14 protein-coding genes and 1 tRNA gene are annotated in these 16,539 nt (G+C 57.4%); 11 read left to right on the plus strand and 4 right to left on the minus strand.

From position 1 onward, the window contains the following. Window positions 1–99: 99 nt before the first annotated feature. From KGFNPO_RS03605 to KGFNPO_RS03620, 4 genes are all read right to left on the minus strand, one after another. Window positions 100–176 (minus strand) — tRNA-Pro (locus KGFNPO_RS03605). Window positions 177–257: 81 nt separating this feature from the next. Next, window positions 258–1,748, minus strand: coding sequence for a DUF3482 domain-containing protein (locus KGFNPO_RS03610; RefSeq protein ID WP_472633133.1), 1,491 nt, complete (start codon window positions 1,746–1,748; stop codon window positions 258–260). A gap of 10 nt (window positions 1,749–1,758) precedes the next feature. Beyond that, entirely contained in the window at window positions 1,759–3,312 is a 1,554-nt protein-coding gene (locus tag KGFNPO_RS03615) for a hypothetical protein (protein ID WP_472633134.1), read from the minus strand. Between the two features lie 62 nt (window positions 3,313–3,374). Next, window positions 3,375–4,628: an MFS transporter gene (locus KGFNPO_RS03620; protein ID WP_472633135.1), complete on the minus strand. Its 1,254-nt coding sequence runs from the start codon at window positions 4,626–4,628 to the stop codon at window positions 3,375–3,377. 331 nt (window positions 4,629–4,959) lie between these two features. Between KGFNPO_RS03620 and ubiE the strand changes: the two genes are divergently transcribed. From ubiE to clsB, 11 genes are all read left to right on the plus strand, one after another. Then, window positions 4,960–5,694 carry a bifunctional demethylmenaquinone methyltransferase/2-methoxy-6-polyprenyl-1,4-benzoquinol methylase UbiE gene (gene ubiE, locus KGFNPO_RS03625; protein WP_472633136.1) on the plus strand — a complete coding sequence of 245 codons (735 nt, stop codon included), beginning with the start codon at window positions 4,960–4,962 and terminating at the stop codon, window positions 5,692–5,694. Between the two features lie 211 nt (window positions 5,695–5,905). Next, window positions 5,906–6,493, plus strand: coding sequence for a ubiquinone biosynthesis accessory factor UbiJ (locus KGFNPO_RS03630; RefSeq protein ID WP_472633137.1), 588 nt, complete (start codon window positions 5,906–5,908; stop codon window positions 6,491–6,493). After that, the gene (gene ubiB, locus KGFNPO_RS03635) at window positions 6,494–8,065 is read left to right on the plus strand and encodes a ubiquinone biosynthesis regulatory protein kinase UbiB (protein ID WP_472633138.1); all 1,572 of its coding nucleotides are present in this window, start codon (window positions 6,494–6,496) and stop codon (window positions 8,063–8,065) included. Between the two features lie 377 nt (window positions 8,066–8,442). Further along, window positions 8,443–9,051 carry a methyltransferase domain-containing protein gene (locus KGFNPO_RS03640; protein WP_472633139.1) on the plus strand — a complete coding sequence of 203 codons (609 nt, stop codon included), beginning with the start codon at window positions 8,443–8,445 and terminating at the stop codon, window positions 9,049–9,051. A 58-nt stretch (window positions 9,052–9,109) separates the two neighbouring features. After that, window positions 9,110–10,078 (plus strand): MBL fold metallo-hydrolase, encoded by a 969-nt coding sequence (locus tag KGFNPO_RS03645; RefSeq protein WP_472633140.1) that lies wholly within the window; start codon window positions 9,110–9,112, stop codon window positions 10,076–10,078. Window positions 10,079–10,262: 184 nt separating this feature from the next. Further along, a complete protein-coding gene (locus KGFNPO_RS03650) occupies window positions 10,263–10,628 on the plus strand; it encodes an FmdB family zinc ribbon protein (RefSeq protein ID WP_472633141.1) in 366 nt (121 codons plus the stop codon). Between the two features lie 241 nt (window positions 10,629–10,869). Beyond that, window positions 10,870–11,493 (plus strand): DUF502 domain-containing protein, encoded by a 624-nt coding sequence (locus tag KGFNPO_RS03655; RefSeq protein WP_472614816.1) that lies wholly within the window; start codon window positions 10,870–10,872, stop codon window positions 11,491–11,493. Window positions 11,494–11,561: 68 nt separating this feature from the next. Continuing rightward, entirely contained in the window at window positions 11,562–13,361 is a 1,800-nt protein-coding gene (gene aspS / locus KGFNPO_RS03660; RefSeq protein WP_472634382.1) for an aspartate--tRNA ligase, read from the plus strand. Window positions 13,362–13,462: 101 nt separating this feature from the next. Beyond that, window positions 13,463–13,939, plus strand: a complete 477-nt coding sequence (gene nudB, locus KGFNPO_RS03665) for a dihydroneopterin triphosphate diphosphatase (RefSeq protein ID WP_472633142.1) — start codon at window positions 13,463–13,465, stop codon at window positions 13,937–13,939. A 541-nt stretch (window positions 13,940–14,480) separates the two neighbouring features. Further along, window positions 14,481–15,272 carry an endonuclease/exonuclease/phosphatase family protein gene (locus KGFNPO_RS03670; protein ID WP_472633143.1) on the plus strand — a complete coding sequence of 264 codons (792 nt, stop codon included), beginning with the start codon at window positions 14,481–14,483 and terminating at the stop codon, window positions 15,270–15,272. A 9-nt stretch (window positions 15,273–15,281) separates the two neighbouring features. Continuing rightward, window positions 15,282–16,445, plus strand: a complete 1,164-nt coding sequence (clsB, locus tag KGFNPO_RS03675; RefSeq protein ID WP_472633144.1) for a cardiolipin synthase ClsB — start codon at window positions 15,282–15,284, stop codon at window positions 16,443–16,445. Window positions 16,446–16,539 lie beyond the last annotated feature (94 nt).

Consider the following 16,539-nt stretch of genomic DNA (forward strand, 5'->3'; position numbering starts at 1 on the left):
TATAAAGTGCGGCCGATCAGTGTAACTGTGAAGTGCGAGGGTGTCGCAAAGTGGCCGGAAATGAAAAAAGAGCTGTCAAAGACAGCTCTTTTTTAAACTTGGTCGGAGTACAAGGATTCGAACCTTGGACCCCCTGGTCCCAAACCAGGTGCGCTACCGGACTGCGCCACACTCCGAAGAGATCGAATCATACCTAGCTATTCGCAGCAGGTCAATCACCGAATTGCTGCGTAGCGCAAATATTCTGGAATAAGGCATCATTTCCCGCCGTCCGGATGGAAGATGGCGGCGGCCGTTGGGTAGAGCGAGATCAGCAAGTCTGCCGCGCAAATGGCGAGCAGGGCCTCGATCTGTTGTGTGATGCGGTCGATGTCATCGGTTGATTTGCCGAGCCCCCAAATGGCATGAATCTCGGTGCGATGGGTGCTGACGATATCGGCTACGGCTTTTTGCCAGAAGATCGGGTGTTCGCTTTGCGCAAAATCGCCGCGCCCACGGCCGAAATGCGCCACCGCCAAATAGCGCAGCAGGGCAGAGCGCACCAAGCCTTCATAAAACTCGGCGGACCAGCGGATCGACGGCGTTTTTCCTTTGACCAGGTTGTAACCATGCGCCAGACCGCTGGCGCCTAATGCGCCGGTGATGCTGCCGGCGACCATGCCGCCGCCGAAAGTCAGGCCGCCGGCGGCGATATCGGCAGCCAGGCCGCCCAATGCCCCGGACAGCAAGCCGCCGAAGATTGCTGCGGCGTTGGTATTGAACGGCATATTGGCGCTGTAATCGTCCTGCAGGCGACGCAATACCTCTTGTGTTGCATGGCCCTGCAGTCCGTGTCGCTGGATCAGCCGGTCTGTGGTGTGGTGGATATCGGCATCGAGTCGCTCTGCCATCCTTTGCATCGCTGCATCCTTGTCCGATGGGGCGTTATGGCCGAAGGATTTGATGAGTCCGCCAATCTTGCTGGCCCAGGTCGGATTGCTAACGGTTTCGCGGTCGCACGCGGTGCGCGCCAGCTGCGCGGCGAGGATCGCCATTGCGTCATGAAAACTGGATAGGTTTTGCGCGCGCCAGACGCTGCGCAGCGTGTTGAAAACGCTTTGTTTGTTAGCCGGCAGCAGGCTGACCACGGTGTCCAGCAAAACCCCTTCCTGCACCCAGCAGCGGGCGAAGGCGTCCAGCGTCAGCACTGCGCGCAGAATCGGAAAGCGCTGCAGATGGACGCGCCATTTTTGTTCTTCCTGCGCTTCCAGGTCGCCTCTCTGTGGCGGGCCGATCTGGTTAAGTAGCAGCACTACCGGCTTGCCGATCCAGCTCAGGATTTGCATCTCCATATCGACATACGCAGCGTCTTGCGGGTCTTCGCAGGCATTGACCAGATACAGGATCACGTCAGCCTGTTCGCGCGCGTTGCGCATCGCTTGCTGACTGCACCACAGCGGACGGTCGGCAAACCGGTCCCATACCTGGGTCATGATCCAGCCAATCGGATTGCCGGACATTTTCAGCCGGTGCAGCAGGCGCGCGGTATCGCCAAAGCCGGGCGTATCCCACAGCATCAAGGCGTCGCCCTGTTTGGTGCTCAGCATCGGATAGGCCTGGGCCAGATCAGTGACATGGGCGGCGTCGCGCACTTCGCCGACGTCGCGTCCCAGCAGCGTGCGCGCCAGCGTGGTTTTGCCGGCATTGGTGTGCGAGATCAGGCTGAGGTTGATGGGGCTGCGCGTGTCGTTTAGAGGTCCGTCGGTCATGCTGTCATCCCTATTCCTGAACCATGTTTTGTAATTGCAGCTGCGCGTTGCTGCACTCACTATCTTCGCAGCCGAGGTCGAGCGCCAGCATTTTTACTTGATGTTGCTGCAGAATATGTTGCCAGCCGCGGCGTCGCTCGGCGAGCCGTTCTGCCGCGCCGGCCTGGCCCGTCAATCGTTGCCGATAAGCCGATTCATCCAGTATCGCCAGCAATGGGCAATGCTCTTTACGCTGCGCCAGCTTGCGTTGAATTTGTTCCATCAATGTGCCCTGAATTTCATGTTCCGGCGTGGCTGCAGCGCTAAACAGCACGATATTCAGGCTGGCCGGGTTTTTTGCCTCGTCTGCGGTATCGCCCAGCCGGTCGAGATACTCTTGCTCGCTGCCGTATGGCACGGTCGGTGCAAATTCGATCCGGCTGGCCGGGCCCAGCGCATTGCGCAACATATTAAGCAAGCGCTGCCGGGCCGCTGCAGTGGGGTGGTAACTGTAGGGCGTTATGTTTACCCGCCTTTTGTTATCGTCCGGACTGGCCAGCAGGCGGCGCAGGTACGATTCGCCCGGATCGGCCAGCGGGAAGCGCTGTTGCAGCCGGTTGGCGCGGCTGGCGGCATAAGCGGCCAGCAACAGGCGCGGCAGGATGATGAAGAGGACGACGGTGGCGGCGTACAGATGAATCCAGCGCGCGGCATTTTCGCCTGCTTGCAAACCGTTCCATTCGATCGCGGCGAGTTGCGCGGCGCTGGCGACCGGAATCCCGGTCAGTTGCGATGCCGGGCCGAGTATCAGGTGCAGCAAGCTTTCCAGCATGCCGGCATTGAGGAACGTGCTTTGCCAGCCCGCCAGATATTCCAGCCCGAGGCCGCGCACATACATGCCGGCCAAGGTGCCGGCAGCCAGCAGTGCGGCACTCAGATGCAGAATGCAAGCGGCGCGCTGCGCCATCTGCGGGCCGCAGAAAGCTAGCCAGTCGCGGCCAAAGCGCGCCAGGCTGGCATTCAGCGGCGACCCTTTCGGCAACTGCGTTTGGTCTGATGCGGTAAAACTTACTGTGCGCGCCAGGCGGAGCAACAGTTGCGCCAGCGTGGCCGACCTGGTGCGCATGCCGAGCAAGTTACCCAGCGTACCCAGCATCAGCAGCAGATACACCAGTCCATTCCAGGCCAGCATCGTCAGCAACGGAAGCGACAGGATATTGATGCGTTGGCCGGCAGTCATTTCATTGGCTAGCGCACCGAGCAGGAATGCCCCCAGCGGCAGCGCCCATAGCAGCCAACGCGGCCAGCGCGGCCAGCGCGCCAGCAGATCGAACGGGCGCAATTCCACCTGATTGTTGCTCAGCCGGGCGCGCAACAGCTCGGCGCGCCTGGCAAGGAAATCTTGCTGGGCAAGGCTGGGAGCCTGCCTGTGGAAATCCTGATTTTCACCCGGCGGGGCGGCGGGATTTGCGCGCGCGGTCGCGCTGGCCCATTGCCGATCCTCGCGCGGCAGAATGGCGCCGCCGGTGTCGCTCAGTTCGATGGCGCGCACCAGTAATACATTGCGTGCCTGGGCTTCTTTCAACGGTGCATTCCTTTGATCTCGGTTCAAATCAGGGCCGGGTGTGCATGTTTCCGGCGCTCGGGCTAGTCGCGCCGCTCTGCAGCGTCATCTTCTATAATTGCTCTCGGGTCCATCTGCAGTACCACCGGCGAGCTGCTACTCATCACCACATAGTCTGCTTTGGCGGACGCTGGCACTGCAGGAAAAAGCTTAATGCGGTGAGATATGAAAATGGCGAACAAGCCCAGCACCAGGGCAAAAAACAGCATCAGACTTGCAGCGCCAAAGGCATCCATTAAAGCACCCGCGAGAGTAGGGCCAATCGCCGAGCCAACGCCGTGCACCAGCAATAAACCGCTGGTGACTTCAAGCAATATGGAGGAGTCGATCAAGTCGTTGACATACGCCACGTTGAGTCCGTAAAGTGTAAAAACCAGGCCGCCATATAAAGCGCCAAGTCCAATCAGAGAATTTTCCGATGCTCTGGAAAGCAAAAAACCCACGCTCGCCAAGACTGCACTGCCGATGCAGATCCATAGCATGACGAGTCTGCGATCATGACGATCGGAAAAATTCCCCACCGGCCACTGGAATATGGCCCCGCCTAAAATTGTCACCGCCATGAAGGTGGCAACGCCAGCCGTCGTGAAACCCACGCCCTGCGCGTAGGCAGCGCCCATTCCGTAAAACGCACCATTCAGCAAGCCGGAACACACCGCGCCAGCAACGCCTAACGGCGAGATTTTATACAGTTCGCGCAGTCCCATCCGTGGCGTATCTACCGGCTTGGGCTCTGCTATGCGAATCAGCGTTATAGGCAGCAAGGCAAAAGAGAACAGCACGGACACCATGGCAAAGGAAAAAAAACCTAGCCTGTCGCCGACTAAAATCAACCATTGTCCCAAGGCCAATGCCACAAAACACACCGACATGTAGATGGCAAACACTTTGCCGCGTTGATGGTTGGGCGCCAATACATTGAGCCAACTCTCAATTACGATATACAGCCCTACCAGACACACCCCCGTGAGCAAACGCAGCAATCCCCAGAACCAGGGATCAACCCAGAGCGCGTGCAGGATGGGCATGGTCGAAGCAATCGATGCCATCGCAGCAAATGCCCGAATGTGGCCCACCCGTCGAATGACCGCAGGACAAATGAAAGTACCCAGCACAAAACCGGCAAAATACGCCGACATGATCAAACCGGTGACCACGCCGGAAAAATCGGCTAATCCTGAACGTAAACCTAATATCGAAAAAAGTAGACCAACGCCCACGATCAGCATGCTTACCCCGCTGAGCAACGAGGCTAGCGGGATCAGTAATCCTTGCATTTATTGGTCTCTTTTGATGAAATCAGCTTGAACATTTAATCGGTTTTAATTTCGGCTTTGTTGATTGACTTGCCACGGTTTATTGCGTCGCATTGGCGCAATGGATCTATCCCGATAGCCTGCAAAACATTGAAGTATATAGTGGATTGCGATCGCTACCAGCGCTGCTCTTGCTTCGTTATGGCGCCTGCGCAGGTGCGGTAAAGCGGTGCTTGTATAATCAGGAACTTTAATGCATGACGATCTGCAGGAGCCGACCCTGTCCGTGCAAAATGAATCTCCGAATATCCCAATATCACAATCTCCCACGCTCCTTTACGCGCTTGAAACCATGACAAATACAACCCATTTCGGTTTTCAGACCGTCGACGAAGAAGAAAAGGCCCACAAGGTTGCCGAAGTTTTTCATTCAGTCGCCGCCAAGTACGACGTGATGAACGACGTCATGTCGGTCGGCCTGCATCGGCTCTGGAAAATGTTCACTATCGCGCAGGCTGGCGTGCGGCCCGGTTTCAAGGTGCTCGATATTGCCGGCGGCACCGGCGATCTGGCCAAGGCGTTCGCCCGCCAGGCCGGGGCTAGCGGCGAAGTCTGGCTCACCGACATCAATGAATCGATGCTGCGTGTCGGCCGCGATCGGCTGCTCAACCAGGGCTTGAATACGCCGACCCTGTTGTGCGACGCTGAAAAACTGCCTTTCCCGGATAATTATTTCGACCGCGTCAGTGTCGCCTTCGGACTGCGCAACATGACGCACAAGGATGTGGCGCTAGCCGAAATGCAGCGCGTGCTGAAGCCGGGCGGCAAACTGCTGGTGCTGGAGTTTTCCAAAGTCTGGCAGCCATTGCAAAAGCCGTACGATCTGTATTCGTTCAAAATCCTGCCATGGATGGGGCAAAAAATCGCCAACGATGCCGAAAGCTACCGCTACCTGGCCGAGTCGATCCGCATGCATCCGGATCAGGAAACTCTGAAAACCATGCTGGAGGAAGCCGGTCTGGAGCGCGTCAATTACTTCAACCTGAGCGCCGGCGTGGCAGCGCTGCATACCGGCGTTAAGCTTTAAGCACGGTTTTCTCCTCCCTTTTAATGATGAGTCCGGATGTTTTGCTCCTCCCCTTTCAAGGGGGAGGCCGGGTGGGGGATGGGTTTTTTGTACTGCGAAAACCCTCCCTCTCCCCAACCCTCTCCCTGAAGGAGAGGGAGCTAAAGTGGCCAACCGTCCCCTTGAAAGGGAGGAAATTTCTCCTTCTATTCGTACAATGATCCCTTCCGCAATGTTTCCAACCATTTTTCCAACCATCCTGCCCGCAGCCATCAATCACTTGCTGGCCCAGGAACCTTGGGCGCGTGACAAGCTCGCTGCGCATGCCGGCAAGATTGCCTGCTTCGACGCCGGCCCGCTTTGCATCCGGCTCAAGGTCGCGCCCGGCGGCATGCTGGAGTCTGCCGCGCCCGAAATGCCCGCTACCGTCACCATCCGCGCCCAAGCTGCGGATTTGCCGCTGATGTTGCAAAACCGCGAACGCGCATTTTCGTATGTGCAGATCGAAGGCGATGCCGATTTCGCCAATACGATCTCGCAACTCAGCCAGACATTGCGCTGGGAAGCGGAACACGACCTCAGCAAACTGGTAGGCGATATCGCCGCTGTTCGCATCGTCGGCGGCGTCAGGTCGGCAGCGCGAAGCGCGCAGTCAGCCACGCAATCGCTGGCGGAAAATGTCGCCGAATATTTTCTGGAAGAAAATCCGACTCTGCTAAGACCGCAAGCGGTAAGCGATTTCGGACGGGAAGTCGCACGCATGCGCGATGATGTCGAGCGCCTCGCCAAGCGCATTGAAAAACTACAAAGGCGCAAGTAAATGATTCTGATCCGGAAGTTTTTACGTTTGTTCAAGATCGCACGCGTGGCAATCCGCTACGGATTGGACGAGATCGCGATTTCCGGTCTGGCCGTGCCGCGCACTGCAAAGCTGATCGATACGCTGATTTTCTGGCGCGATATTTCCGCCCCGCGCGGCGAACGCCTGCGCCGGGCGCTGGAAGATCTGGGCCCGATCTTTGTCAAATTCGGTCAGGTATTGTCGACCCGGCGCGACCTGATGCCGCCCGATATTGCCGATGAACTGGCTCGGCTGCAGGATCGGGTGCCGCCATTCAGCAGCGCACTGGCGATTGCGCAAATCGAAAAATCGCTCGGCGCTCACCCCGATACGCTGTTTGCTAGTTTCGAGCGGACGCCTGTAGCTTCCGCCTCAATCGCTCAGGTGCATTTCGCCACGCTCAAAGACGGCACGGAAGTCGCGGTCAAGGTGCTGCGCCCTGGCATGAAAAAATCGATCGACGAAGATGTCGCTTTGATGCACATCGCTGCCGATCTGGTCGAGCGGCTATGGGCCGACGGCAAGCGCCTGAAGCCAAGGGAAGTGGTCGGCGAGTTCGATAAATACCTGCACGACGAACTCGATCTGATGCGCGAAGCCGCCAATGGCAGCCAGTTGCGCCGTAATTTTGCCGATTCTAAACTGCTGGTGGTGCCCGAGATGTACTGGGACTATTGCTCGTCCGCAGTGATCGTGATGGAGCGCATGAATGGCATCCCGATTTCACAGCTGGACCGGCTGCAAGCGGCCGGCGTCGATCTGAAAAAATTGTCGCGCGATGGGGTGGAAATTTTCTTCACCCAGGTTTTTCGCGACGGGTTCTTTCATGCCGACATGCACCCCGGCAATATTCTGGTATCGATGGACCCGGCCACCTTTGGCCGCTATATCGCGCTCGATTTCGGCATCGTCGGCACCCTCAACGATTATGACAAGGATTACCTGTCGCAAAATTTCCTGGCTTTCTTCCGGCGCGATTACAAGCGGGTCGCCGAAGCGCACATCGAATCCGGCTGGGCCCCGAAGGAAACCCGGGTCGACGAGCTGGAGTCAGCGGTGCGGGCCTGCTGCGAGCCGATCTTCGACCGGCCGTTGAAGGACATTTCGTTCGGGCAAATCCTGTTGCGGCTGTTCCAGACTTCGCGCCGCTTCAATGTCGAGGTGCAGCCGCAACTGGTGTTGTTGCAAAAGACCTTGCTCAATATCGAAGGACTGGGCCGACAACTCGACCCTGAACTCGATTTGTGGAAGACCGCCAAACCGTATCTGGAACGCTGGATGAGCGACCAGATCGGCTGGCGCGGCTTGATTGACCGGCTCAAGGCAGAGGCACCGCGCTATAGCCAGTTGATGCCGCAGTTGCCGCGCCTGGTGCATCAGGCGTTGACGGTCGCCGGCCAGCCGCAGCCGCAAAACACCGATCTGCTGAAACATTTGCTGGTCGAGCAAAAACGCACCAATCGCCTGTTGAGCACCGTCATCTATTTCGGTAGCGGTCTGGTGGCCGGCATCATTCTGATCCAAGTGCTGATGCGGATTTATTATTACTAGGAATCGTAATTGTTCATTCGGTAAGCCACTGTCTTGCTCCCCTCTCCCACTCGTGGGAGAGGGGCTGGGGGAGAGGGTGTTAGCAGATATCCCGGCCATCATATTATGTGGCAAGGCCATCAAGTTTTTACCTTGTTTTGGTCTACCTTGGTCATTGCACGCACCCTCTCCCCAACCCTCTCCCGCAAGCGGGAGAGGGAGCTTTTCATAGGGGAGCGAGCAGCCGCAATATATTTAATTTATATGGAGTATGCTTATAAAGCACACTTTCTCCGCATATAAACAAAGCGGATCGTTAAAATACGTCCAGTAGTATAAAAAATAGAAGCGCGTTTCACTTCTGCCCTGAATCCCATCCTCCCCAAAAAGACCACTCCATGACGACCTTCGAGACCCGCGATCCGACCGACCAGGCGTTCTGGAATGAGCGCTTCGACCGCAATTTCATGCCGTGGGACAAGGGCGGCGTGCCGGCCGCTTTGCGGGATTTTGTTGCGGAAGCGGCGCAAGTGTCACCTAATGCGGCGGTGCTGATTCCAGGCTGTGGCAGCGCTTACGAAGTTGCTTATTTGTCCGAGGCCGGCTGGGACGTGACTGCCATCGATTTTTCTGCGGCTGCGGTTGACGCTGCGCGCGCGCTGTTAGGTCAGTGGGCGGCGCGGGTGGAGCAGGCGGATTTCTTTACCTTCACACCCCAAAAACCGCCTGACATTATTTACGAACGGGCATTTCTGTGCGCGCTGCCGCCGCGTATGCGTGCCGCAATCGCAGCGCGCTGGGCCGCTTTGCTGCCGCCCGGTGGATTGCTGGCCGGCTTTTTCTACTTCGACGACACTCCCAAAGGCCCGCCATTCGGCATCGCCGCTGCACAGCTGGATGCCTTGCTCAAGCCTTATTTCGAGCGCATCGACGATAGGCCGGTGATCGATTCGATTGCAGCCTTCGCCGGCCGTGAACGCTGGCAGGTATGGCAGCGACTGGCGTGACATTTGCCGGCTTCGGGATACGTTACACTCGGCACACGATTTTTTGGAACCTGATCCCATGTTGAGAATGACAAAAAACAAATCCATTCTGTCGTTGCGCGGCTTGCTTGGAATTGTCATGGCGTGCTGCTGCGCGTTGGCTGCTGCGGCAGATTTGCAATTGGAACCGGTGCGGGTCGCTCCCGGCGTGTATGTCGTGTATGGCGACCTCAAACCGGCCAGTTACGGCAACGATGCGCTGACGGTCAACCTCGGCTTTGTCGCCACTTCGGCCGGGGTGGTCGTCATCGACAGCGGCCCCTCTTATCGCGTGGCCCAGATGCTGCATCGGGCAATCGAGAAAGTCAGCAGCTACCCGATCAGATACGTTATCAACACAGGTTCCGACCCGGCGCGCTGGCTCGGCAACAGCTACTTCAAAAAACTCGGTGTGCCCCTGATTGCCCATGAGGAAGCCCGCAAACTGATGGAGATGCGCGGTGCCGATCAACTCAAGGCGATGCAGGCGTTGCTCCAGGAAAAGGCTTACGGTACCGAAATCGCCCTGCCACGCGGTTTTTCTGGCGACATGGAAGAGGTCCGCTTCAGCGACAGCCTGCTGCAATTATCGTATTTCGGTCCATCTCAAAGTTCCGGCAACATCGCGGTCTGGCTGCCACGGCAGGAAATCGCGTTCGCTGGCGCCATCATGCAATCCGACGTCTTGCTCACGCTCACTCCCGACAGCCGCATCGCCAGCTGGATCGCTGCTTACGATAGTCTTGCCGGCTTGCGTCCGCGCCAGATTGTTCCCGGCCGCGGCACACTCGTTGAACTGGCGCGGCTGGACGCTGACACCCGCGCCTATCTCATAACATTGCAAGCCGAAATCGGCCAGGCGGTGCAGCGTGGCGCAACCAAAGCCGAGATTATTTCTCAGGCTGAAAAATCGAAAAAACTTACTGCGTTCAAGCGTCTGGCAGGCTACGCCGCGTTGGCCCCAGCAAACGTTTTGCAGGCTTTACGTGAGAAGGATGCGTCGCATTGACACCAACCAATGTGGCCTTCCTGATCTGAAAATCATGCTTTTCAATCACCGCCGGTTTGCCGACTGCCTTTGCCGGCGCTCCCAAGTGCTTCCAGGCAATTTTGTTGAAGCCCTGCCAGCGCGATGATAGTGCCAGCGAAAACCTTTATAATGCCGGGTTTTGGATGATTTTTCCGGGATTACCATGCCAATCTATGCTTACCGCTGCGAAGTCTGTGGCTTTGCCAAAGATGTGCTGCAAAAGATGTCTGATGCGCAGTTGACTGAATGCCCTTCTTGCGGCAAATCCAGCTTTAAAAAGCAAGTCACTGCTGCCGCTTTTCAGTTGAAGGGGTCGGGTTGGTATGCGACCGATTTTCGCGGCGGTTCTGGCGGCGCTAATACTGGCGCTAGCGCCAACGCCAACGGGGGCGGTGAAACTTCGACTGCCGGCGCGTCGTCTGACAGCAGCGCTGCAACAACGACAGCAACTGCAGCTGCAACGCCAGCGCCAGCGGCGCCGTCCGGCGTCTCTGCCGGCAGCAAAGCAAGTGCTTCTGCCGAGAAATAATCGCCATCTATAGATCCGGAATGAATAATATTGGAACTGGGTTCCCTCACTTGCAGTGCGCGTCTCCGCTTGCAAGCGGAGACCGTTACGCAGGCGGATGGCATGCCATCCGAAACACCTGCTTCACCCCCCAGCCCCTCTCCCGCTCGCGGGAGAGGGGAGCGAAGTGAGTCGCTACGCGACTTTCGCGTTTAACTGAACTACCTGCTGTCAGCCCTGACGGTTGGCAATAAAGAAAGCCATGCGCAAATATTTCATCACGGGTTTGTTGGTTCTGGTGCCGCTGGTCATTACCTTGTGGGTGTTGAGCCTGATTATCGGCACCATGGATCAATCCTTGCTGCTGTTGCCGGAGCGCTGGCAACCGAAGACGCTGTTTGGTTTCAACTTGCCTGGGCTGGGAACGATTCTCACATTGCTGTCGATCTTCCTGGTCGGCTTGCTGGCGCAGAACTTCATTGGCAACTATGTGGTGGTCGCCTGGGAGGGTGTGCTCAGGCGCATTCCGGTGGTCAATTCGATTTATTCCGGCGTCAAACAGGTTTCCGATACGCTCTTTTCGCCGAACGGCAATGCCTTTCGCAAGGCCTTGCTGGTGCAATATCCGCGTGAAGGCTCGTGGACTATCGCCTTCATGACGGGTACCCCGGGCGGCGATGTCAAAAACCATTTGCTGGGCGATTACGTCAGCGTCTACGTACCGACCACGCCAAATCCGACTTCAGGCTTTTTTCTGATGATGCCCAGGGCAGATGTGATCGAGCTGAACATGAGCGTCGATGCAGCGCTGCGTTATATTGTCTCGATGGGCGTGGTGGCGCCGGAAAATACCGCTGCGCCACGCCCCAAAAAAACTGCGCCATAACGATTTGCTAAATAACCGAACAACCGAACACTGAATTTTGATATAGACAGGGTAAGACAATGTCCTCCATGCGAACCAACTACTGCGGCCTCACCACCGAGGCACTGCTCGGCCAAACCGTTAGCCTGTGCGGCTGGGTGCATCGTCGCCGCGATCACGGCGGCGTCATTTTCATCGACTTGCGCGACCGTGAGGGCTTGGTGCAGATCGTCTGCAATCCGGAGCAAGCCGAGGTATTCAAGGCGGCCGAGCAAGTGCGCAACGAATTCTGCCTGCGCGCCATCGGCACCGTGCGCCACCGCCCGGACGGCACCGTTAACAACAACCTGAAATCCGGCAAGATCGAAGTAGTGTGCGAGACCTTGGAAGTGCTCAATCCATCGGTTACGCCGCCGTTCCAGCTCGATGACGATAATCTGTCGGAAACCACGCGCCTGACGCACCGGGTGCTGGATTTGCGCCGCCCGCAAATGCAAAACAATTTGCGGCTGCGCTACAAGGTGACGATGGAAGTGCGCAAGTTCCTCGATGAACTCGGCTTCATCGATATCGAAACCCCGATGCTGACCAAATCCACGCCCGAAGGCGCGCGCGATTATCTGGTGCCGTCACGCGTGAATGCCGGCGCATTCTTCGCGCTGCCGCAATCGCCGCAATTGTTCAAGCAATTGCTGATGGTCGCCAACTTCGACCGTTATTATCAGATTACCAAATGCTTCCGCGATGAAGACTTGCGCGCCGACCGCCAGCCTGAATTCACCCAGATCGATTGCGAAACTTCATTTTTGAACGAGCAGGAAATCCGCGACATGTTCGAAGACATGATCCGCCTGGTGTTCAAGAACTGTCTGAGCGTCGAACTGCCCAACCCGTTCCCGGTGATGGATTACGCCACCGCGATGGGCGTGTACGGCTCCGACAAACCGGACATGCGCGTCAAACTGGAATTCACCGACCTGACCGAGGTCATGAAAGATGTCGATTTCAAGGTATTCAGTGGCGCAGCCAACATGGAAGGCGGTCGTGTGGTCGGCTTGCGGGTGCCGGGCGGTGCGGCGATGCCGCGCTCCGAGATCGACGCCTACACCCAGTTCGTCGCGATCTACGGCGCCAAGGGTCTGGCCTACATCAAGGTCAATGAAATCGCCTTGGGCCGCGAAGGCTTGCAATCGCCGATCGTCAAGAACCTGCACGATGCTGCGCTGGCGCAAATCGTGCTGCAAACCGGCGCACAAGACGGCGATCTGATTTTCTTCGGCGCCGACAAGACCAAGGTCGTCAATGATGCGATCGGCGCCTTGCGCGTGAAGATCGGTCATTCCGACTTCGGCAAGAGCCACGATTTGTTCGACGATGCATGGCGTCCGCTGTGGGTGGTGGATTTCCCGATGTTCGAATTCGATGAAGATGGTCAGCGCTGGAACGCTTGCCACCATCCGTTCACTGCGCCGAAAGACGGCCACGAAGATTATCTCGAAACCGATCCCGGCAAGTGCATTGCCAAGGCGTACGACATGGTCTTGAACGGCTGGGAACTGGGCGGCGGTTCGATCCGTATCCACCGCGCCGAAGTGCAGAGCAAAGTGTTCCGCGCGTTGAATATCGATGCCGAGGAAGCCCAGCTCAAATTCGGCTTCCTGCTTGATGCGCTGCAATACGGCGCGCCGCCGCACGGCGGCCTGGCGTTCGGCCTGGATCGCCTGGTGACGATGATGACCGGTTCCGACTCGATTCGCGACGTTATCGCCTTCCCTAAAACCCAGCGCGCCCAGTGCCTGTTGACACAGGCACCGTCGGCAGTGGACGAGAAGCAATTGCAGGAATTGCATATCCGCTTGCGCAATGTGGAACCAGTGGCGAAGGCTTGATGTCAGACGGTTTCAAGGCATAAGTTGCAAGCATAATCATAATAAAAAAGGGCGCGGATTTCCGCGCTTTTTTTTCGACATAACATTGCATTGATATAACGATGACTCCTAAAATCCCCGAATCCGTGCTGGTCGTGATCCATGCCGCCAATCTCGATGTGCTGCTGATAGAGCGCGCCGATCATCCGGGCTATTGGCAGTCGGTGACCGGTTCGAAGGATTTTCCGGAGGAGCCGTTGGCGCGCACTGCAGCGCGCGAAGTGGCGGAAGAGACTGGAATTCTGGTGGCGGATTGCGCACAGCCGGGCGGGTCTGCGGTGCCGCTGCATCATCTGCGTGACTGGCAGCTATCGAATATCTATGAAATCTATCCGATCTGGCGCCATCGTTATGCGCCCGAGGTGACGCAGAATACCGAACATGTGTTTGGGCTTCTGGTGCCGCGCGAGATCCCGATTGTGCTGGCTCCGCGTGAGCATGTCCGGTATCGCTGGCTGCCTTACCGCGAAGCGGCGGATCAGTGTTTTTCGCCTTCGAATGCGGAAGCGATTTTGCAGTTGCCGGCACATCTGGAATAACTCTGTCCCTCTTGAAAAGGGGGGGGGCGTAGGTTGGGTTAGCGGCTTCATCGCGTAACCCGACATTTGCGGCTGGGAATGTCGGGTTACGCTATCGCTTACCCAACCTACTACGGGGCTGATTGCATTTAACCAGCGCGGTTTTCGATAAAGCAGCATACATGATAAATGTATTTTTTATACCGCACTGTTTTATTGCGGAAAAGGCATAGTTATTAACCATACTCCCATGTTTATTGTTATTTATGGGGGCTGCGCAGTGCGTAGGTCGGGTTAGCGGCTTCATCGCGTAACCCGACATTTGCGGCTGGGAATGTCGGGTTACGCTATCGCTTACCCAACCTACTACGGGGCTGATTGCGTTTAACCAGCACGGTTTTCGATAAGCAGCATACTGATAAATGTATTTTTTATACCGCACTGTTTTATTGCGGAAAAGGCATGGTTATTAATCATACTCCCATGTTTATTGTTATTCATGGGGGCTGCGCAGTAAGAATACAGTGGTTGTAATCTGATCAGCAGACGGTAGAATATTCACATGAAACTAAGCATCGCAACTTATAACATCCACAAGGGCATGTCTTCCTTTGGCAGCCATCCGCGCATTCTGGCGATGAAGAAGGCTATCGATGCACTCGATGCAGATTTGGTGTTTCTGCAGGAAGTGCAGGGACGGCATGATTTGCATGCGGCGCGCTATCCGCTGTGGCCAAGTCAGGCGCAGGCGGCCTTTCTGGCTGGCGCCTCACGCCATTCGGCATATGGGATGAATGCGGTGTATAGCCACGGCCATCACGGCAATGCGCTGCTGAGTCAGTTCGAGATTGCTTCTTCGAGCAATCGGGATATCTCTGACCATGCATTCGAGCAACGCGGAATTCTGCATTGCGTGGTGCGCACGCCAGCCGTCGAGGTGCATTGCTATGTGATACATCTGGGGTTGTTTGCGGCTGGGCGGCGACGCCAGACCGAGGGCTTGATCGAAACTATCGAGGCCTCCGCAACGCCGGGCGCGCCGATTATCATTGCCGGCGATTTCAACGACTGGGGCAATCGCCTGAGCGCGGCGCTGCAGTCGCGCCTGGGCGTGACGGAAGTATTCGACGATGGAATGCCCAAGCTGCGCCTGCGCGATTATTTGCACCGCAAGAGCCGCCGTGTGCCGACGGCAATGCCGGCGCGCACCTTTCCCGCCGGTTTGCCGCTGTTGCGGCTGGACCGGATTTATGTGCGCGGTTTTACGATCGAGTCGGCCGAGGTGCTGCACGGCGCGCTGTGGGCCGGGCTGTCGGATCATGCACCGATTATCGCGACGCTGCGTCTTTGCTAGTCGCGGCCCATGCGACAAGTCAACTTCACTTCTCAAAACACCGTCACGTTGCTGTATTGCGGCACCGAATTTTTCCCGGCCCTGATTGCGGCGATGGATTCGGCGGCGTCCGAGGTGTACCTGGAAACCTATATTTTTGCCGACGACATCACCGGCCAGGCCGTCAGGGCGGCGCTCAAGCGGGCGGCGGCGCGCGGCGTGGCGGTCAATGTGATCAGCGATTGGCACGGCACCGGGCGCGTTCCGGTTGGCCTGCTCGACGCCGAACTGCAGGCAGCCGGCGTGCATCATCGCATCTTCAATCCCTGGTTTCGTCGCGGCGTGGCGCGTTTGCACCGCAAGATCTGCGTGGTGGACCGGAAATGCGCGTTCGTCGGCGGCCTGAATATCAATAACGACTTGCAGGATGACAGCAATGCATCGGTGCTGCTGCCTGCGCCGCGCTGGGATTTTGCGGTGCAGGTGCACGGCCCGCTGGTCGACGTGATTTATGACGAGGCGCGGGCGCAGTGGGCGCGCTTGGGCAAGATGCCGCTGATAGCGCGGCTGGAACTGTTCCAGGAATTGCGCACCAAGCGGCCGACGCGATCGAACCAGCCGGCGCTGGCCGGGCTGGTGGTGCGCGACAATCTGCGCAATCGCCGCACCATCCAGCGCGCTTACCTGCAGGCGCTGGGCGGTGCGCGCAAGAGCGCATTGCTGGCCAATCCCTATTTTGCCCCGGGCCACAAGTTTCGCCGGGCGCTGGCGGCTGCCGCAGCGCGCGGGGTGGAGGTGACGTTGCTGATCGGGGTCGGCCAGTTCCGATTGCAGGATTCAGTGGCGCATGCGTTTTATCCGAAGCTGCTGAAAAGCGGCGTCAAGGTGGTCGAATACCGCAAGACCCAGTTGCACGGCAAGGTTGCGGTGGTGGATGACGATTGGGCCACGGTCGGCTCCAGCAATTGCGATGGCCTGAGCCTGTTCATCAATCAGGAGGCGAATGTAGTGGTGAAGGATGCCGCATTTGCCGGCACGCTGCGGCGTCATATCGAGGATGGCATTGCCGCTGGCGTGATGATCCAGCTGGAGGATTTCGCCAATATTCCGTGGTACAAGCGGGTCTGGTATGGCTTCACGTATCTGGTTTATCGGGGTGTGATGCGCATCGTTACCCTGGGTAGTTATTCCTAAGCCTCAAAATAGTCACTATAGCCACCGTATCAGAGACCCAAATCGCGGCGCTGACTTTGTCAAAATTGTTGCTGGCTGTACACTTGCCAAAGAT

The organism is Gelidimonas diazotrophica (genome assembly GCF_055694025.1).